The sequence below is a fragment of the Natronorubrum tibetense GA33 genome (genome assembly GCF_000383975.1).
Lineage (GTDB): Archaea > Halobacteriota > Halobacteria > Halobacteriales > Natrialbaceae > Natronorubrum > Natronorubrum tibetense.
Genome location: NZ_KB913017.1, coordinates 512,232 through 529,498 on the forward strand (window position 1 = coordinate 512,232; position 17,267 = coordinate 529,498).

The window sequence follows — 17,267 nt, forward strand, 5'->3', positions numbered from 1 at the left end:
AGGGAGTGGGAGCCTAATCTTCTTGCGGTTCGGACGCGGAATCCGCGCGCAGCAGAAACAGAAGTAATCGACCGTCCTCGTGACGGCCGGTGAATCGCTGGAGGAGAGACGAGTGTGATGGAGCGACTCGAGACGCGAGAATCGTTATCGGACTTCCGCGCGGTCGATCCAGCCCTGCAGGCGCTTCTCGGAGATATCGGTCTGTCCGGACAGTTCGGCCGCGTCCGCGCTGGCGAGGTCGGCGACGGTCTCGACGCCCGCGCTTGCGAGGCGGTCGGCGTAGGCAGGTCCGATGCCCTTGATCGAATCGACCGGCTCCTGACTGCCAGCGTCGTCCGCCGGCTCGTCCGGTTCCGCGTCGGACTCCGTCTCCGTTTCCTGCTCTGAGTCCGCGTCCGTCTCGTCTGCGTCGTCGACATCGGTCTCCGGTTCGGTCTCGTCGACATCGGTCTCCGGTTCGGTCTCGTCGACGTCGGTCTCGGATTCGGTCTCAGCTTCGTCTTCGGTTTCAGCTTCGTCTTCGTCGACCGATTCCGTGTCGGAGTCGTCCGACTCGAGTTCGTCGGCCAGCACTTCGGGCTCGGCCTCCTCGACCGGCACCTCCTCCTCGGAGAGATCGGGGGTCTTCTCGTCCTCCGGCGTCGCGTCCGCCGAGGACGGGCCGGTCGCCTCGGCGGGCTCGGCGGCTTCCTCGGGTTCGTCCGTCGGTTCCGTCATCGAGCCCGTCGACGCGGCAGCGGTCGTCTCGGCGGCTGCCGATTCGTCTGCGTCAGCGTCCACGTCGCCATCGTCGTTGGATTCGGTCTCCGTAACGTCAGCGGGACTCGACGGTGCCGCCGGTTCCGACTCCGGTTCGGTCTCGGTCGTCGAGTCGGATCCGTCCTCCTGTGCCCCTTCCCGCTCGACTGTTACCCCGACCTCTCGACTGCGCCCTCGCTCCGGATCCGAGTCACCGAACCCCAGCAGCGATTTTATCTTCTGGAGGATTGCCATTGTGCCGATATAGTTGGTTCCATCACTTAAATTCGCCTGATACGATCCACCACCGGGTCGATACGGGTCGATTCACCGGTTTAGAGGTGTGCACGGAGGGTCTCGTTCATCGCGTCGACCGGCGCATCCCGCCCCGTCCATCGTTCGAGCGCCTCGACGCCCTGGTAGAGCAACATCCACGCGCCGTCGACGGTCGTTGCGCCCACGCCGGCTGCGTCCCGGAGAAGTCGCGTCTCGAGCGGCCGGTAGACCGCGTCCAGAACCGCAAGCTCCCCGTGAAGGGCCTCGGCGGGCACCGGCGTCGCATCTTCTTCCATCCCGACGCTGGTGGCGTTGACCAGCACGTCGGCGTCCGCGAGCAGGTCGGTGAGTTCGTCCGTTTCGAGTCCGTGACCCGTCGCGTTTGGCACCTCCGCAGCGAGGTCGTGGGCCGTCGACTCGGTTCGGTTGGCGATCGCGACTGTCGCGCCCGCGTCGGCGAGCCCGAAGGCGACCGCCCGGCCGGCTCCACCCGCGCCGACGACGACCGCGCGCGCGTCCTCGACCGTCACGTCGTGGTCCCGGAGGGCGCGGAGCGCGCCGATCGCGTCGGTGTTGTGACCCGTCGGCGTCTCTCCCGTAAAGTCGATCGTGTTGACCGCGCCGATTCGGGTCGCGAGTTCGTCCGCCTCGACGCACTCGAGGACGTCCTGTTTAAAGGGGATCGTCACGTTCAGCCCCGTGATTCCGAGCGCCTCGGCTCCGTCGATCGCGGCCGCGATATCCGCGGGGTCGGGTTCGAAGGTAACGTACCGGGCCTCGAGCCCCAGTTCGTCGTAGGCCGCTTCGTGCATCGGCGGTGACAGCGAGTGACCGACCGGGTTGCCGAGCAACCCGAAGACGTCCATAGCCATACGGGACAGTCGATTCGGCGGGGATATAACGGGTGTGACTTCGCGAGACGAGACAACCAGAGTGCGGGAGTTAGTCCCGTCACTTATGATGGCATGCGCCGAACTACCAGTATGAATCTCCTCGTTCCCATCGACGATTCGGAGCCGGCCCGCGCGGCACTCGAACATGCGGTCCGCGAGTATCCGGACGCATCGATCACGGTGTTACACGTCGTCGACGCGAACATGTCGCGGTACGGAGAAGGCGGAATCTACGCCTACGAGTCGCTGATCGAGTCCGGCCAAGAGGCCGCGGAGGACCTGTTCGCGGACGCTGCTGAGGTCGCAGCGGCTCACGACGCGTCGATCACGACCGAGTCCGTCGTCGGCCAGCCCGCTCGAGAAATCGTCGACTACGCGGACGAACACGAGATCGATCACATCGTCATCGGGAGTCAGGGCCGAGACGGCGCGAGCCGCGTCCTGCTCGGCAGCGTCGCCGAGCGCGTCGTCCGTCGGGCGGCCGTTCCGGTGACGATCGTCCGGTAACCGCGTATGACAATCGCGATCGGTAGCCGAGTGAACGAGTCCGGAGAGTGCCGATCGATCGCCGGACGGTCGCACCCGGTTCCGGGCCGCTTTTACGCTGTTCGGGTGTAGCCGCCGCCATGCTCTCCGGCATTCCGCTCTATCTTGTGCTCCTCGCCGCCGGCGTCGTCGCGCTGTACGGTGGTGCCGAGTTGCTCGTCGCCGGTGCCGGACGACTCGCGCTGGGAATCGGCCTTCGGGCGGCGACCGTCGGCGTGACCGTGATCGCGTTCGCGACGACCGCGCCCGAACTGTTCGTCGCGACCATCGGCGCGCTGGACGTCTCGACCGATATCGGTCTCGGCGCGGTGATCGGCTCGAACATCGCCAACATCGGGCTGGTGTTGGGCCTGGCCGCACTCATCAAACCGCTGCGAATCAGCTCGATCGTCATGCGTCGGCACGTCCCGTTCATGATGTTTTCGGCCCTCCTGCTCGTCGCCCTCGGCGCCGACGGCACAATCGGGCGGCTCGAGGGCGCGATACTCCTCCTCGTTCTCGCCGGTTTTACGGGGTATCTGGTCTACTCCGTTAACGCGGATCCAGCACCGATGGCCGACGATCCCGACGCTGGCGACGGGATCGCACCCCGGGACATCGCGCTCGTCGGCGGCGGCCTGCTCGCGCTCGTCATCGGCTCTCGCTGGCTGGTCTCGGGCGGTACCGGCCTGCTCTCGGCGTTCGGCTTTTCGGACCTCTTCATCGGGCTCACCGTGCTCGCACTCGGCACCTCGCTGCCGGAACTGGCGGCCTCGGTCGTCGGCGCCCTCCGCGGCGAGACCGGATTCGCCATCGGTAACGTCGTCGGCTCGAACATATACAATATCCTCGCCGTCCTCGGCATCGTCGCGCTGATCACGCCGATCGAAATCGCGACGAGTACGCTCCGACTCGAGCTCCCGGTGCTGGTCGTCTTTACGATCGTTCTGGTCGCGATGATGGGCTACGGTCGCCGACTCACGCGCCTCGATGGGGCTGGGCTCGTTTTCGGCTACGCCGTCTTTCTCTACTTGTTGTATCCGTGAGAAGGAAGCTCGTCATCCGTTCGAAGGAGCAGTCCTCATCCGACTACCAGTCGTCGGGTGTCAGTCGTCGAGATGCTGCGACGCCTGCGACGGCGGTCCGCCGTGGGGTTCTGCGGCCGGCTGGTCGGCCTGCTCCGGCGTGTCGCTCTCGACGACCGCTCTCGAGTCCTCGCTCTCGACCCCCTCGTCGTCGGTCGGTGTCGCTGATCTACTCGCCCGCCACGCCTGCACGAGGTTCAGCCCGTCCTGGAAGAACGGCGCTGGATCGTCGGCGACCGCGTAATCGAATCGCGGCTCGCGCACGAGCGACGTCGCGACATCGCGCAGCGCGCCGAGGAAGGATGGCCGTTCGACCATGGGGTACTCCTCCGTCACAACGCTGTGGAGGTAGCTCAGCTCGCCCCGAAGCAGGTGGCCGCCCATCCCGGGCTCGTACGTCGCATCCGACTCGACCGACTGGCCGGTCGCCTGCTGCCAGTAATAGTGCGGAAAGTCCGCGCCCGCGGTGACGGAAAACGGGAGCGACGACCAGAAGCGGGGGTTGATCTCCATGAGTTTGTACTCCTCCTCGTCGGTGTCGCGCAGGAACTCGACCATCGCGAGCCCGTGCCACTCGAGTTCGTCGAGGAGATCCCGCCCAGCGGTCTCGAGTTCTGGGTCGTAAACGGCCTCTCGGTACGCGCTCGGGCCGCCGCAGTACTTCCAGCCGCGGTGCTGGCAGTGCTGAAAGGTGGCGACCGGTTCGCCCTCGTCGTAGAGGGCGAAGAAGCCAAACTCCCGTGAGTCGGGGATCCGCTCCTGGACGAGCGGCATGTGGCCGCGTCGTTCGACGGCGGCCTGCGGATCGGGCGGCGAACCGGGCGTCTGGTACTCCGTCGAGCCGATCTCGACGCGTCCGGCATCAGCTGCGAGGTAATTGGGCGCGGCGACCGTATACCGCGGTTTGACGATCGTCTCGCTGTCCCAGTCGTCCCACTGGTCGAGCAGCGCCGTTTCGGGAACCGCCACGTCGGCCGCGTCGGCCGCGGCGAAGAGTTCGACGCGGTCTTGAACCTGTCGCAGCGTCTCGAAATCGGGCCAGTTCGTGTCGACGACCTCGGCGAACGCGGCCTTGCGGTCGGCGAGTACGTAGACGTCCTCCTCCCGGACCGGAATGATCGTTCGAACGTCAGGCCGCTCGGCGAGCTCGAGCAGCGCGTCACCGTACGCGGTGATATCGTCCGCCGGATCCGGCACGCGGACGAACTCGTCGCAGTACTTCGAGGCTGCCGCGGGCGTCGCCGGCGAGTCGGAGGCAACGACGGTGTGGACGCCGCGCGGCCGGAGCGACCGCAGACAGGCCACAGTGCTCGGCGCGTCGATCCCGGGGACGAGGACGCCTGCATCATCTTTGTCTCGTTGCATGCTTGAAGAATGCTGATCGACTGTCATCGGTATGAGGTGGATACTTCGGATCGGGGGTCGGAGTTCGAGTGTGATATCATGGGGCTGTCGTTATCGATCGAACGTCTCTCGTTCGAGCGCGCTGTCGGTGTACGCCCGACAGCGTTGGACCGTTTCGTCGTTGAGTTCGTAGACGTGGACGAACGCGATATCGAACGGGGTACCGTCGGCCGTCCCGACGTATGCTCCCTCTACTACGACGGTTTCACCCGCCTCCGTGAACCGCTCCGGAAGGGCTTGTATGTGATCCGCCCTCTCACGGAGTCCGGCGGCGACGGTTTCGACAACGTCGTCGACACCTGTATAGGTTTGTTCCGTCTCCCTGCCGCTCGTCATTGTCGTCCAGGTGACGTCGTCGGCGAACACCGTGGACACATCCGCACGCCCACCACGGTTCGTGACGAAGTGGTTAAACCGGGCGTAAAAGTCGGTGAGCAGTTCCCGGTTCGTCGTCTCCTCCGCCGCTCGATGCGTATTCGTCTCCATCGTCCTGATATCTCACGTCGATAACGCGAGCACACAAAATAGCTCACTCCGTTCACACGGTATGAAAATACGCAGTTCGAAGACAGTATACGACGTGGACGTATCTGGCGGTGAGTACCGGGCTCTCACTCCGTCCCGCGTCCCGGTGTCCACGGCTGCAGCCTACCGACGGTCGCTGCACCCGGCGTTGGTAGCTGTAGTCGCCACTGACAGTCGGTGTCGTCCGTCAATGCCTACAGTTCCGGCCAGCGATAGCTACGGACGGTGTCTCGAGACGCTGCGCGGTCTAGAAACGAGAGAAAACTGCAACTGCGCCGGTAGACGAGATCGACCTAGAGCAGCCCCGTCTTCTGGAGCTTCATCAGGTCCTCGGTGTCGAGGGTTTCGCCTTCCTTGAACTTCTGGTAAATCTCCTCGGCCTCCTCCTTGGCCTCCTCTTTCTTCTTGTCGCGCTCGGACTTGCGCTCTTGCTCTTCTTCCTTGTCCAGTTCGCGCAGACGCTTCTGGACGCGGACGAAGTCCTCGTGGTGCTGGTCGGCGGCCTCCTGGGCCTCGACGAAGGACTCGTGCATGTCGTCGGCGTCGTCGCGGATGTCGTCGGCCTCGCGATAGGCCTCGATCATCTGGTTGTGGTGCTCCTGGGCCTTGTCAGCGAGCTCCGTCACTTTCTGGTGGTGCTGGGAGGCGTCCGATCGCACTTCCTCGGCTTCCTCGACGAGCTCCTCGAGATCCTCGTTCTGATCGAGTTTTCCCTTCCGGTCTTCGTACTCCTCGCGTTTGCCCTCGATCTTCTCGATGAGCTCCTTTTCTTCCTCGCTCGAGAGGACTTCGGTCTGCTGTTTGAACTCGAGTTGCTCGATCTCTTCTTTGAGCTTGTCGAGGTCCTTGCCCTCGTCGAGTTCCATGTCCGATTTGAGCTTCTCGACCTTGTCGAACAGTTCGTTGGCCTCGGCGTTGAGCTCGTTACGCTTGTCCTTGTGCTCTTGGACCTTCTCGTTGAGCTCGTCGCGTTTCTCGCGGTGTTCCTGGGCTTCGTCGACTTTCTCTCGCGTCTTGGCGTTGAGATCGTCGCGTTTGGAAGCCCGGTCGGAGGCCATCTGGTTCAGCTCGTTTCGCCGGTCTCGCAGCTGTCCGGCCATTTTGATGAGCTGTCCTTTCGATTTGTTTGCTAGGTCGTCTTCTGTCAGTTCGATGTTTTTCGATTCGTCTACCATGTGTTAGTCAAACCTCTGTGCCATACCCGCACCGGAGCGCCGGTCGACCGCCTCAAGTACGACCCGTACCCGTCGGTCGGGTGCGTGTCGTAGGGAAGAGACGAGTAACCGTGTACAGCGTCCGCTCAGGATCTGCGAAACCTCGGTGAATAAGTTTCCTGTCATCGATCGTCGAGCGATACGCGCCCCGGTGGCGTTCTGGTAGCTACACCTACTGTCGCCTTCAATTTAAATGTACCGGTAGGGCAACCCCTGAAAACCGTTAGCAGGGGCCTCCTCGGACTGTGTCGGCCTGTAACATGGTTTCCGAGACGCTTATAAACGATATCGGTTACGAACCCGTCGATCACCGGCCACGACGGTCAGTTCGATTCGGGTCGCCGTCCCGGGAATCCGGGCCGTTCCAGCGGCCGTCGTCTCGAGGGGATCGACCGCGACCGTCGTCTCGCCCTCGTCGTCGCCGGCCACCCAGGTGACGGTCGCCTCGAGCGCGTCGTGTGTGTCGTTACAGAGCGTGATCCCGGTGGGTCCGGATGTCGGCGGGCCGTCGAGGACGGCCTGCACCGGCTCGAGCGACTGAGCGAGCGCGCGATACGCCGTTTTCTCGTCGCCGCCGCGGCTCAGGACACCCATCCCCCCGCCGGGAGCCGCGTCGCGAATGGGGGCCGCGGTCAACAGCGCCGACTTGTGGCGACGGAGCGTCTCAACGACCGTCTTCAGCGTCTCCGTCTGATAGCGCTGGCTCTCCTCGAGACCGGCGTCGCTCCCGACGCGTCGCTCGAGTACCGCCGCGTCGAGCCCCGGGATCTCGGCAGGGTCGACGTTGTCCGCGGCCAGCGATCCCGCGCCGAACTCCGCGATGAGCCGTCCCAGCGTGGGGTCGCGCTCGAGCAGCCACTCGAGATCTGCGGCCGCGAGGTACTCCCAACCGGGCGAGAGGCGTGTCGCGTCGGGATCGGTTCCCGGTGGTCCAGTACTCGAAATAACCGGGCGCTGCTCCGGCATCGGCTCGACGGTCGATTCGGCAGCCGACTCGGTGACCCGTTCAGCGATCCGCGTTGCGACCGCTTCGGCGATCGATTCCGCCGTACTGCGATCGGCGTTCGCTCGCCACGCGCGATAGCGGAATCGAAGTTTCGTCAGGAATCCGCTTCCGTACAGCCCGTCGAACGGATCGCGTGACTCGTCGGAAACGCCGTATATCGCGGCACTTGGACGGTGGGCGTGCCGTTTCGCGAGCGTCGCTGCGAGCGCGCCGGCTTCGTCGGCCGACGGCTCATCGTTCGATCCGACTCCCGCAACGTCCTGCCAAACGAGGAGTCCCGCCTCGTCACAGGCAGCGTACAGTGACTCCGGGGGCACGTGCTCTTTCGCGCGCACGAACGTCGCGTTCGCGGCGGCGGCACGTTCGACATCCGCAACCGGATCCCCACCCGGGAGCCGCACGAACCCGCGGAGCCGAATCGGCCGGCCGTTAACCCGGAACTCATCGCCCTCGCGAAAGACATCGCAGAAGCCGACCGTCTTCGAAATCACGTCGTCGCCGAGTTTCGCCCGCACCGCATACCGGTGTTGGGGACCGTACCCTCGTGGCCACCACGGCGACGGCTCGCGTATCTCGAGCGTATCTGACACCGTCACCCGCTCGCTCTCGGCCGCCTGCACCGGTACGCGTTGCATCGCCGCGCTCCCGCGAAACCCCTCGGGCCGCAGCGAGAGCGTGATCGCGTCGTCGACCGCCTCGCCCGCGTCGACCTCGCACTCGAGGTCGATGACGCCGCCGTCCTCGGTGAACCGGGGACGGGCCTCGAGGCGTCGACAGAACGTCTGCGGCCGGGCTTCGACGTCGACCTCCCAGGGGACGCCGGACGTCGCGTGTTCGGTCCCATCGATGGTCCCGCCAGTGCCGACCACCGCACCCGGCCGCTCACAGACGACGATCAACTCGTTCTCCGGTTGCGGGTCGAATGCGGTTCGAAACGGACCGACGAACGGGGTGCAGTCACCGACCTTGGCTCCGTTCAACCAGATCTCGACTCGAGTGGCGCTTCCGTGAAGCTCCAGCAGTGTGCGCTCGCGCTCGTCCGTTCGCGGATCCGCGACCGTCGTTCGGTAGGCGATCGGTTCCGTCGCGTCCGCGAACGCCGCCTCCGAACCGGGGACGGCGACCGACCGCCATTCCTCGACCGTCGGCGGGCTATCGTCGGTGCGTCGGTCGACGACGCCGCCGGTCCACTCGCTACTCATTGACACACCCACGGAACCCGAGCGAAAAAGCCCTTCCGACGTATCGACGGGAGCTAGAAGAGGTTCTCGAGGCGGTCGTCCGCGAACTGCTCCGCGGGATCGGATCGCTCTTCGTCGCGTTCCTGGGCCTTTTTCGCCTCGCGTGCGCGATTCATGAACTCCTGGATGCGATCGGAGCGTTCGGCCCCGCCGAGCAGGACCAGTGCGCCGAGTCGATCGCTGTCGAGCGGGAAGTCCCCGCCGCGGACCTGCATGCTGCCGGTCTCGTCCTCGAGCCAACGGCGCGCGCGTTCGACACCTTTGCGGGGAATTCGGTCGGGTTCGCCGGCGATGACCAGCAGCGCCGAATCGGCCGTCGTCGCGTCGGGGAGGCTCGTCCCCGTCAGAAGCGCCTGTCGCGAGACGCTCATCGCCGTGTTGATGTTCTCGCCGCTGTCCTCGCTCGCGATCTCGGTCGCGTAGCCGAGGACTGAGACGCCGCCTGATCGGAGGGTATTGATAACTTCACTCGAGTCGACGACACTCTCTCCGACGCCTTCGACGGCCTCACCCGAGGCGAAAAGCAAGCCGACTCGTTGGGCGATCTTGCCGTTGATCGTCTCGAACGCACCCTCGACGCTTTCGCCCTGTTCGTGCCACGCATCGTTGTCGATCAGCAGCGTCGAGTCGGCCTCCCGGATGATGGTCTTCAGGGACCGACCCGCGTTGGCCTGATAGAGCGCGCCTTCGTTGCGCCCCGGGAGGACCCCGAGCGCGTAGACGGGTACGTCGTAGACCTGCTGGAGGTGGTGGACAAGCACCGGCGCGCCGCCGCTGCCCGTTCCGCCGCCGAGCCCCGCCACGACAAAGATCGCTTCGGCGCTCGAGGTGACGCGTCCGTCGAGCGCGCCGAGCACCTGCTGGATGTCCGACTGCATGACTTCGGTGCCGAGTTCGTTATCGCCGCCGACGCCGTGTCCGTTGACGCGATCCGCGCCGATCAACAGGGTGTCGGCGAACTCGAGCGATTGGAGGTCTGCTTCCGCGGAGTTGACGGCCAGTGCGCCCTGGACGGCTCCGTAACCCATCTCCGCGTCGAAGCGGGTGAGCCGTTCAGTGACCTTGCCACCGGCCTGACCAACGCCGATCAGGGCAACTTTCATACGGATTTCATGTAAGTACGGGTAATTGAACGTTCCGGTGGACAATTGCATCGAGGGTGGACGAACGTACTCGTTCGCGGACGGGGTGGTCAATCGATGGGGTGTCAGTGCCCGCACACGGACGGCCCCAGCACCGCAATAACAATCCCTTTCAGCGAGATTCCCGTTTCGTCGCGTATGTTCTACGACCAGCGGATGACCGCCCCCGACTCGCCCGCCGACCTCCGCGCCGAGTACGAGGACGATCTGCGGGCCGTCGTCGACCAGCACGGTGTCGACGCCGTCGCCGAGCAGACCGACGTGGACCGTGAGACCGCCGACGCGCTCCTCGAGTCCGAGTCGCCCGACCTCACACTCCCGGAAGTCGCCCAGATCCAGTCGCTCGAAGCGGGCGAACCCGAGCCGGACGAGATGGTGACCATCGCCTGCGACCACCTCCTGTTGGGGATGTCGACGGCCGTCCTCGACGTCGATTCCATCGAAAGCGAACTCGAGATCGAACTGGACGCCAAGGAAGTACAGCAGAAACTCGAACGGCGCGCGCCGATGTCGCTCGAGGAGTTCGTCCATATCCAGTACGTGATCGCCGACGGCGCGCCCTGATTTATCCGGTCTGGTGTGAATCATCTCCGGTGTAACCGCGACCATCCTGTGGTTGCACCGGTAAACCGTTACAGCAAACCGTATTAGTACTCGTGCCAGTCGACGACATCCACGTCGTCGATTCGATCGAAGCGGTCGACGTTTGCCGTCAAGACAGGGAGTTGCTCAGTCCGCGCCGTGGCCGCAATATATACGTCGTGAAGATCGTGTAACGGATTTCCCTGACGCTCGAGCGCCGAGATGATATCGGCGGCTGCGGTCGCGACTGGCCGACTCACGTCGACGACATCGAACCGGGCGAGGAGTCGGTCGAGGTCGTCCATCGCATCGGATCGACTGGATTCCGACTCGTACTTTTTGTTCACCTCGAGTCGAAGTTCCGTCACCGTAACCGTGCTGATGACGTGACGGCCCTCGTCGTCCAAGCGCTCGACGCGTCGACCGACACCGCCGCGATCGATATCGACGAGGACCGATGAATCACAGAGCTTCATCGTCGAGCCTCGAGAGCGTGCCGCGGCTCAGCCGTTCGATCTCGTCCGTCACCTCAGCGTGTGTCTCGGGATCGAGTACCCCGACTCCCGTTACGTCGGCGAGCTGTCGGCCGTCGTCGAGCGTCTCGCTGATCACCTCGCTGAAGCTCCGATCCCCCTTCTCGCGCTTTAGCTCCCGGTAGACATCGTCCGAGATGGCGATATTCTTGCTCATATGTAATGTATGGGTACCCATACGCAAAATACTGTCGCCGATCGATAGTATCGAGTCTTCGCTCGCTCCGAATCGTTCGGGCGTCGGCTAGGAGCAAATGGGATACTCAGGCGGAGCCGCCAACGGACAACCGACGGCTACTATCGTCGATCGGAACGTGGACGGCGTGCGATCGACCAACTTCGCCGACGGTACCGACGGAATCCTCGGGCAAACCACCCGAGAGAGTCGCTCTCGACGCCAGGATATTCTACACGATCGATAATGCTCATTTATTATCTGAGATGACGTAGTACTCTCGATTACGATGGAATCAACAGCACGTATCGAGCAGCAGGTATCGGTAGTGAACGCGCGTCTCAGCGCGGTGGGACGATGAGTTTCGCCAGGTCGACGAGGGCTGCCGGCGACCGAGTTCGGGGCACCGTCGAAGACGGTACGCACCGGGCGCGAAAGCCAGTCTTCTATCTCGTCACGGTCGCCTTCGTCGCGTTTCTCCTGTTCGCGCTGCGCGAATCGATGGTAATGGTCGGAACCGCCTGGACCGACGGCTACGCGTTCCCAGTCCACCGCGTACACCACATGATGATCGGCGGGATGCTGACGGTGTTCGCCGCGACGGTCGCCGTCCAGCTCTATCGTCCGGCGAAGCGAGTGGGGGCGCTCCAGGCCGCGATCGCGTTCGCGATTTCGGCGTTCGTCCTCACGGTCGTCGCCTCCGGTCTCGCAGCGGCCGGCGAGATCCTCGTCTTCGTGATTCCGGTTCTACTCATCGCGCTGTTGCATCCGGCTCGCCGACAGCTCGTCCCGACCCTCGAGCGGATGGACGCTCGCCTGATCGCACTCGCCGCCGTCGGCGCGCTCGGCATGGCGACCGTCGCCGTCGGCGAGTACGCGAGCCACACGACGCTCACCAACGAACACGTCGCATTCGGTCACTTCGAGTTCATGCTGTTCGCGACCGTCTCGATCGGTCTCTTCGCGCTACTGGGTGCCCTTCGGCCGACCGGCTGGCGCGCGCTCGTCTATGCCGCCGCCGCGTTGGCCGTCCTCTTCGCCGCCGGCTCGCTCGCGTTCCCCGGAATCGAGCAGGGCTCGAGCCTCGGTACCGCCGGCGCGCTCGCCACCGTCGTGTGGGCCGTCGCGTTCGTCGGGCTCGCGGAGTACGTCGACCGAGCCGACTCGACCGAGTCGGAATCGATCAACGCCGAACCGACGCCCGCAGAATCGGTCTGAGTGGCATCGAACCGGCTCGGCCGACTCGACTCCGAGCGATTACCGAAATACCAGTTACGTTTCGCTTCGAACGCCGAAATTATGTGCGCACGACCCGGAGTCGGCGTATGAACGTCGCAATTCTGGGCTGTGGCCACGTCGGTCTCGAACTCGGTCGCCAACTCGCCGAGCGCGGTCACGAGGTGATCGGCGTGCGTCGCTCCGACGACGGCGTCGAAGCGATCGACGCCGCCGGATTCGACGCCGTACAGGCTGATGTCACCGACCGCGAGGCGCTCGGGGCCGTCCCCGACGTCGACGCCATCGTCTTCGCGGCCAGCAGCGGCGGCCGGGGTGCGGACGCAGCCCGCGAGGTCTACGTCGAAGGCCTGCGGACCGCCATCCGGCACTTCGGCGAGCGCGAACAGAACCCCGACAGGCTGGTCTACACCTCCTCGACGGGCGTCCACGGCGACCACGACGGCGACTGGGTGGACGAGGATACCGAACTCGATCCGACCACCGAGAAGACCGAGGTGCTCGCCGAGGCCGAACGGATCGCCCTCGAACTCCCCACCGAGTACGGCTTCGAGGGCACCGTCGCGCGCTACGCGGGCCTCTACGGCCCCGGTCGGTACCGCCTCGAGCGCTATCTCGAGGGGCCGGTCACCGAGGGCTACCTGAACATGGTCCACCGCGACGACGCGGCGGGAGCCGTCCGCTACCTTCTGGAAGAGGATCTCGCACGCGGTGAGGTGGTACAGGTCGTCGACGACGAACCCGCCCCCAAGTGGACGTTCGCCGACTGGCTCGCCGAACAGTGCGGTGTCGAACAGCCGCCGAAACAGACGAAAGCCGAGCGACTCGAGGACGGAGACGTCTCCGAGGCCGGCAAACGCCGCATTCTGACCAGTAAACGCTGTTCTAACGAGAAGCTTCGCGACCTCGGCTACGAGTTCGCGTACCCGACGTATCGGGAGGGGTATCGAGAGGCGATCGACGCCTATCGCGGTCGCTGACGGCGCTATCGTGCCGTACGCGCGGATACCGACGAAAAACGGTCACCAGAGGGGGAAATTTATTGAGGATTCACTTTGATTGTCGGGTATGAGCGACCGGGACCCCTCGACCAGCAGCGTCTTTTTCGAGCCCGACACCTTGCTGGTCGAGAGCGTCGTCGACGAACTCCAGGCCCTCGAGCCGCTGGTGCTCTCCCTGCTCGTCCTCGCGACCGTGGCCGTCGTCGTCGGCGGCTGGTGGGTCGTCCGCTGGTTTCGTCGACCGCCCGGCGTCCGCATCCAGCGCTTGCTGGGAAACTACGACGAGATTGTGGTGTTGATGCACCCGAACCCGGACCCCGATGCCATGTCCTGTGCGATGGGGATCGCCCGCATCGCCGAGGCCGTCGACACCGAGACGACGCTGCAGTACGCCGGCGAGATCCGCCACCAGGAGAATCGCGCGTTCCGAACCGTTCTCGATCTTGAACTCGAGTCGATCGAATCGAGCTCACAGCTCGCCGCCGACGCCGTCGTCCTCGTCGATCACAACACGCCGCGCGGGTTTGCGGGCTCACAAACCGTCGAACCGATCGCGGTCGTCGACCACCATCCCGGCAACGGGGCTGGGACGGAGTTTACCGACGTTCGGACCGACTACGGTGCCGCGTCGACGATCCTCGTCGAGTACCTGGACGAACTCGGTGCGACGATGGCGGCGGAGGGCGGCAACGGGTTTGAGATTTCCCAGGAGCTCGCAACGGGACTGCTCTACGGCATTCAGTCGGATACGAACCAGTTGACGAACGGCTGCTCGCGGGCCGAGTTCGACGCCTGCGCCTCGCTGTTTTCGGGTATCGACGAGGACCTCCTCGACCGGATCGCCAACCCGCAGGTCAGCGACGACGTTCTCCGGGTCAAAGCGACGGCCATCACCGAGAAACGCGTCGAAGGTCCCTTTGCCGTTTGTGACGTCGGCACGCTCTCGAACACCGACGCGATTCCCCAGGCCGCGGACGAACTCATGCATCTCGAGGGCGTCACGGCGGTCGTCGTTTACGGTCAGAACGACAATACGATCCACCTCTCGGGTCGCTCGCGCGACGACCGGGTCCACATGGGCGAAACCCTGCGCCACGCCATCAGCGACATCCCGATGGCCAACGCTGGCGGCCACGCCCGGATGGGTGGCGGACAGGTGTCCGTCGACCACATGGAGGGAATCGGTCCCTCCGACGGCGTCAGCAAACCCGAGTTCGAGGAGCGGCTCTTTTCGGCGATGGCCGGCGAACGGTAGTCGACTGGTCCGAAGAGTACGAAGAAGAGGCGGGACAGCGAACGCTCGAGCGTATCGCTCCCGTTCGAATCAGCGGGCGCGAACTCGAGTCGCAACCGCGCGCTACTCAGCGGACGGCGTTTCGGTGGTTCCGCGCGTCTCGCCCCCGTCAGTCGCCGCGAGCACGATCTCGCGAGCCTCATCGAACAGTTCCTCCGCACGGTCCGGGTCGCGCGCCTCGGCCGTGATTCGGACGACCGATTCGGTCCCGCTGGGGCGGACGAGCGTCCAGCCGTCGCCGTGATCGATTCGAACGCCGTCGAGGGCGTCGACCTCGAGGTCGCGCTCCCGAACCGTCGTCTCGACGCGCTCCATGACGGCCGCCTTGTCCGTCACGTCGATCGAGGTTCGTCGAATGGGGTAGGTCTCGAGGTCGTCGACCAGCTCGGCGAGCGAGCCCGCGCGTTTGGTCATTGCGGCGAGTTTCGCGGCTGCGAGCGGGCCGTCCGGACAGAGCGTCTCGTCGGGCCAGATCCACGCGCCGCTGGGTTCGCCGCCGAAGACGACGTCGGGTTCGGTCGCCCGTTCCGCGACGTAGACGTCACCGACGGCGGTTCGCGTCACCGAGGCGCCGACGGTCGCCACCGCGTCGTCGACGGCGAGGCTCGTATCCACCGGCGCGGCGATCCGGTCGCCGTCGCCGGCCTCCTCGCGGGCGAAGAGCGCGAGCAAGAGGTCCTTCGGAACGAACCGGCCGCGTTCGTCCACGGCCACCATCCGATCCCCGTCGCCGTCGTGGGCGATGCCGAGGTCGGCGTCCGTCGCGCCGACCAGTCGCTGGAGGTCCTCGAGCGTCTCCTCGTTCGGTTCGCTCGGCCGGCCCGGGAAGCGGCCGTCCTGCTGGGCGTTCAGCGTTCGCACCTCACAGCCGAGGTCGACCAGCGCCTCCGCCGTCACGCTGCCCGCGCCGTTGCCGACGTCGATCACGACGTCCAGTCCGGAGGGATCGTCGACGGTGTCCGTGATCGTCTCGGCGTGTCGCTCGAGCAGTCCTTCGTGTCGTTTCCGGTCGCCGACCCCGTCCCAGGGCTCGAGGTCGTAGCGCTCGTTCTCGACTCGGTCGGTGATCGCCGCGCGGCGCTCCGTGTCGAAGGCCTGACCGGAGGGCGACCAGAGTTTGATCCCGTTGTCCGTCTTCGGGTTGTGCGAGGCGGTGATCACGACGCCTGCGTCCGCGTCGAGCCAGTCGACGCCGCGGGCGACGGTCGGGGTCGGCGCGATCCCGATCTCGAACACGTCGCCGCCACACTCTCTGATCCCGGCGCTGAGCGCGTCGACCAGCATCGTCCCGCTCTCGCGGACGTCGCGGCCGACGACGACGCGTTCGTACCCTTCGGACGCCAGCGCACGGCCGACCGAAAGCGCCAGTTCGGCCGTTACCTCCTCGCCCACCGCGCCACGAATTCCGCTCGTTCCGAACATAGCCGGGGCTACCACGACCGGGTATATAAAAATCGGAACATCGTCCTGCGTTCTGAGATCGGCTCCCACGGGGGTCGACACTCGAGTGCCAGAGTGAGTTCGCTCGCTCGCGTTCACAACTGCGAGTGCGAACGTGTTCGCCCCGCCTCCGCCGGTGGCTCCAAACGGGTCGCTTAAGTCTCTCGGCCGACGTAGCCCGGACACTGATGGAATTTTGCGACGAATGCGGTTCGATGATGAAAGCCGACGACGGGCGCTGGGAGTGTGGCAGCTGTGGCTTTACGAAGCCGAAAGGTGACGCGGACGAGTACATCGTGACGGACGATCAGGAGGCGAGCGAGATTATCGAGTCCTCCGGCGAGACCTCCCTGCCGGAGACCGACGCGCTCTGTCCCGAGTGCGGTCACGACCGGGCCTACTGGTACATGCAACAGATCCGGTCGGCCGACGAGAGCGAGACGCGCTTTTTCATCTGTTCGGAGTGTGAACACAAGTGGCGCGAAGACGACAACTAACCGACTCACCCGTTCTCACCGCCCGTCCACAACGGTAGCGTCGACCGGACGGCGCTCCGACCGTCACTCAGACAGAATGTACCAGACGAATTAATTTTGTCTGACGTACGTTTATGTGGCCGGACGGACCCCTAGGAGATATGTCGAAAAATCGCGTCGAGAAACTCGAGTCGACGGTTGCGGAACTCGAGTCGACGGTAGACGGGCTGACGGACGAACTTATCGAATCCAAGGAACGCATTCGCGTGCTCGAGGCCGAACTCGACACCGAGTCGCCGACGCGCGTGCCAGACCGGCGCGGTGGCGAGGAAGTGGAGTCGGAAGACGAAGTGACACAGGAAGCCGCACCGGACGAGGTCGCAGAGGCCGCAGCCGATGCCGACGGCGAGGAGACGACGGCTCAGGACGAAGCGGAAGACTCAGGTAGCGACGACATTATTGTCGCATAACTGCGTGGTGA

The 17,267-nt window shown here is 64.9% G+C and carries 18 protein-coding genes; 8 read left to right on the forward strand and 10 right to left on the reverse strand.

The features are described from left to right. Positions 1-144 precede the first annotated feature (144 nt). Together NATTI_RS0102705 and NATTI_RS0102710 are read right to left on the reverse strand one after the other, a co-directional pair. Positions 145-993: a helix-hairpin-helix domain-containing protein gene (locus tag NATTI_RS0102705; protein WP_019991585.1), complete on the reverse strand. Its 849-nt coding sequence runs from the start codon at positions 991-993 to the stop codon at positions 145-147. A gap of 80 nt (positions 994-1,073) precedes the next feature. Then, the gene (locus NATTI_RS0102710; protein ID WP_006092168.1) at positions 1,074-1,880 is read right to left on the reverse strand and encodes a shikimate dehydrogenase; all 807 of its coding nucleotides are present in this window, start codon (positions 1,878-1,880) and stop codon (positions 1,074-1,076) included. 117 nt (positions 1,881-1,997) lie between these two features. Here NATTI_RS0102710 and NATTI_RS0102715 point away from each other — a divergent pair, with 117 nt between their 5' ends. Together NATTI_RS0102715 and NATTI_RS0102720 are read left to right on the forward strand one after the other, a co-directional pair. Further along, on the forward strand, positions 1,998-2,414 hold the full coding sequence (locus tag NATTI_RS0102715; RefSeq protein ID WP_019991586.1) for a universal stress protein: 417 nt from the start codon (positions 1,998-2,000) through the stop codon (positions 2,412-2,414). A gap of 119 nt (positions 2,415-2,533) precedes the next feature. Next, complete coding sequence (locus NATTI_RS0102720) at positions 2,534-3,478, forward strand: calcium/sodium antiporter (protein ID WP_006092170.1); 945 nt, start codon at positions 2,534-2,536, stop codon at positions 3,476-3,478. A 60-nt stretch (positions 3,479-3,538) separates the two neighbouring features. Here NATTI_RS0102720 and NATTI_RS0102725 read toward each other — a convergent pair whose 3' ends face one another. The 5 genes from NATTI_RS0102725 to NATTI_RS0102745 all read right to left on the reverse strand — a co-directional run bounded on the left by NATTI_RS0102725 (position 3,539) and on the right by NATTI_RS0102745 (position 10,010). After that, positions 3,539-4,882 (reverse strand): carboxylate--amine ligase, encoded by a 1,344-nt coding sequence (locus NATTI_RS0102725; RefSeq protein ID WP_006092171.1) that lies wholly within the window; start codon positions 4,880-4,882, stop codon positions 3,539-3,541. A gap of 90 nt (positions 4,883-4,972) precedes the next feature. Then, on the reverse strand, positions 4,973-5,407 hold the full coding sequence (locus NATTI_RS0102730; RefSeq protein WP_006092172.1) for a nuclear transport factor 2 family protein: 435 nt from the start codon (positions 5,405-5,407) through the stop codon (positions 4,973-4,975). 332 nt (positions 5,408-5,739) lie between these two features. Next, positions 5,740-6,621: a coiled-coil protein gene (locus tag NATTI_RS0102735; protein WP_006092173.1), complete on the reverse strand. Its 882-nt coding sequence runs from the start codon at positions 6,619-6,621 to the stop codon at positions 5,740-5,742. 315 nt (positions 6,622-6,936) lie between these two features. After that, complete coding sequence (locus NATTI_RS0102740; protein ID WP_006092174.1) at positions 6,937-8,868, reverse strand: glycoside hydrolase family 2 protein; 1,932 nt, start codon at positions 8,866-8,868, stop codon at positions 6,937-6,939. A gap of 53 nt (positions 8,869-8,921) precedes the next feature. After that, on the reverse strand, positions 8,922-10,010 hold the full coding sequence (locus tag NATTI_RS0102745; protein ID WP_006092175.1) for a tubulin/FtsZ family protein: 1,089 nt from the start codon (positions 10,008-10,010) through the stop codon (positions 8,922-8,924). A 177-nt stretch (positions 10,011-10,187) separates the two neighbouring features. On the opposite strand from NATTI_RS0102745, the gene NATTI_RS0102750 reads away from it, so the two are divergent. Further along, complete coding sequence (locus NATTI_RS0102750; RefSeq protein ID WP_006092176.1) at positions 10,188-10,613, forward strand: DUF5791 family protein; 426 nt, start codon at positions 10,188-10,190, stop codon at positions 10,611-10,613. Between the two features lie 83 nt (positions 10,614-10,696). Here NATTI_RS0102750 and NATTI_RS0102755 read toward each other — a convergent pair whose 3' ends face one another. Beyond that, positions 10,697-11,107 (reverse strand): type II toxin-antitoxin system VapC family toxin, encoded by a 411-nt coding sequence (locus tag NATTI_RS0102755; protein WP_006092177.1) that lies wholly within the window; start codon positions 11,105-11,107, stop codon positions 10,697-10,699. Continuing rightward, the gene (locus NATTI_RS0102760) at positions 11,094-11,321 is read right to left on the reverse strand and encodes an antitoxin VapB family protein (protein ID WP_006092178.1); all 228 of its coding nucleotides are present in this window, start codon (positions 11,319-11,321) and stop codon (positions 11,094-11,096) included. The genes NATTI_RS0102755 and NATTI_RS0102760 overlap by 14 nt, the downstream gene beginning before the upstream one ends. A 375-nt stretch (positions 11,322-11,696) precedes the next feature. On the opposite strand from NATTI_RS0102760, the gene NATTI_RS0102770 reads away from it, so the two are divergent. From NATTI_RS0102770 to NATTI_RS0102780, 3 genes are all read left to right on the forward strand, one after another. Beyond that, positions 11,697-12,557, forward strand: coding sequence for a hypothetical protein (locus NATTI_RS0102770; protein ID WP_006092179.1), 861 nt, complete (start codon positions 11,697-11,699; stop codon positions 12,555-12,557). A 107-nt stretch (positions 12,558-12,664) separates the two neighbouring features. Then, the gene (locus NATTI_RS0102775) at positions 12,665-13,555 is read left to right on the forward strand and encodes an SDR family oxidoreductase (protein WP_006092180.1); all 891 of its coding nucleotides are present in this window, start codon (positions 12,665-12,667) and stop codon (positions 13,553-13,555) included. Positions 13,556-13,643: 88 nt separating this feature from the next. After that, a complete protein-coding gene (locus NATTI_RS0102780; protein WP_006092181.1) occupies positions 13,644-14,831 on the forward strand; it encodes a DHH family phosphoesterase in 1,188 nt (395 codons plus the stop codon). 102 nt (positions 14,832-14,933) lie between these two features. Here the strand turns inward: NATTI_RS0102780 and glmM are convergent, their stop codons facing one another. Next, the gene (glmM, locus tag NATTI_RS0102785; protein ID WP_006092182.1) at positions 14,934-16,292 is read right to left on the reverse strand and encodes a phosphoglucosamine mutase; all 1,359 of its coding nucleotides are present in this window, start codon (positions 16,290-16,292) and stop codon (positions 14,934-14,936) included. 206 nt (positions 16,293-16,498) lie between these two features. Here glmM and NATTI_RS0102790 point away from each other — a divergent pair, with 206 nt between their 5' ends. Together NATTI_RS0102790 and NATTI_RS0102795 are read left to right on the forward strand one after the other, a co-directional pair. Beyond that, positions 16,499-16,807 (forward strand): transcription factor S, encoded by a 309-nt coding sequence (locus NATTI_RS0102790; protein WP_006092183.1) that lies wholly within the window; start codon positions 16,499-16,501, stop codon positions 16,805-16,807. Between the two features lie 140 nt (positions 16,808-16,947). Continuing rightward, positions 16,948-17,256: a DUF7518 family protein gene (locus NATTI_RS0102795; protein ID WP_006092184.1), complete on the forward strand. Its 309-nt coding sequence runs from the start codon at positions 16,948-16,950 to the stop codon at positions 17,254-17,256. Positions 17,257-17,267: the final 11 nt, after the last annotated feature.

What these genes read in the sequence shown, in the direction of transcription:
- NATTI_RS0102705 (WP_019991585.1), bottom strand. Translation starts at nt 993, where the DNA reads ATGGCAATCCTCCAGAAGATAAAATCGCTGCTGGGGTTCGGTGACTCG.
- NATTI_RS0102710 (WP_006092168.1), bottom strand. Translation starts at nt 1,880, where the DNA reads ATGGACGTCTTCGGGTTGCTCGGCAACCCGGTCGGTCACTCGCTGTCA.
- NATTI_RS0102715 (WP_019991586.1), top strand. Translation starts at nt 1,998, where the DNA reads ATGAATCTCCTCGTTCCCATCGACGATTCGGAGCCGGCCCGCGCGGCA.
- NATTI_RS0102720 (WP_006092170.1), top strand. Translation starts at nt 2,534, where the DNA reads ATGCTCTCCGGCATTCCGCTCTATCTTGTGCTCCTCGCCGCCGGCGTC.
- NATTI_RS0102725 (WP_006092171.1), bottom strand. Translation starts at nt 4,882, where the DNA reads ATGCAACGAGACAAAGATGATGCAGGCGTCCTCGTCCCCGGGATCGAC.
- NATTI_RS0102730 (WP_006092172.1), bottom strand. Translation starts at nt 5,407, where the DNA reads ATGGAGACGAATACGCATCGAGCGGCGGAGGAGACGACGAACCGGGAA.
- NATTI_RS0102735 (WP_006092173.1), bottom strand. Translation starts at nt 6,621, where the DNA reads ATGGTAGACGAATCGAAAAACATCGAACTGACAGAAGACGACCTAGCA.
- NATTI_RS0102740 (WP_006092174.1), bottom strand. Translation starts at nt 8,868, where the DNA reads ATGAGTAGCGAGTGGACCGGCGGCGTCGTCGACCGACGCACCGACGAT.
- NATTI_RS0102745 (WP_006092175.1), bottom strand. Translation starts at nt 10,010, where the DNA reads ATGAAAGTTGCCCTGATCGGCGTTGGTCAGGCCGGTGGCAAGGTCACT.
- NATTI_RS0102750 (WP_006092176.1), top strand. Translation starts at nt 10,188, where the DNA reads ATGTTCTACGACCAGCGGATGACCGCCCCCGACTCGCCCGCCGACCTC.
- NATTI_RS0102755 (WP_006092177.1), bottom strand. Translation starts at nt 11,107, where the DNA reads ATGAAGCTCTGTGATTCATCGGTCCTCGTCGATATCGATCGCGGCGGT.
- NATTI_RS0102760 (WP_006092178.1), bottom strand. Translation starts at nt 11,321, where the DNA reads ATGAGCAAGAATATCGCCATCTCGGACGATGTCTACCGGGAGCTAAAG.
- NATTI_RS0102770 (WP_006092179.1), top strand. Translation starts at nt 11,697, where the DNA reads ATGAGTTTCGCCAGGTCGACGAGGGCTGCCGGCGACCGAGTTCGGGGC.
- NATTI_RS0102775 (WP_006092180.1), top strand. Translation starts at nt 12,665, where the DNA reads ATGAACGTCGCAATTCTGGGCTGTGGCCACGTCGGTCTCGAACTCGGT.
- NATTI_RS0102780 (WP_006092181.1), top strand. Translation starts at nt 13,644, where the DNA reads ATGAGCGACCGGGACCCCTCGACCAGCAGCGTCTTTTTCGAGCCCGAC.
- glmM (WP_006092182.1), bottom strand. Translation starts at nt 16,292, where the DNA reads ATGTTCGGAACGAGCGGAATTCGTGGCGCGGTGGGCGAGGAGGTAACG.
- NATTI_RS0102790 (WP_006092183.1), top strand. Translation starts at nt 16,499, where the DNA reads ATGGAATTTTGCGACGAATGCGGTTCGATGATGAAAGCCGACGACGGG.
- NATTI_RS0102795 (WP_006092184.1), top strand. Translation starts at nt 16,948, where the DNA reads ATGTCGAAAAATCGCGTCGAGAAACTCGAGTCGACGGTTGCGGAACTC.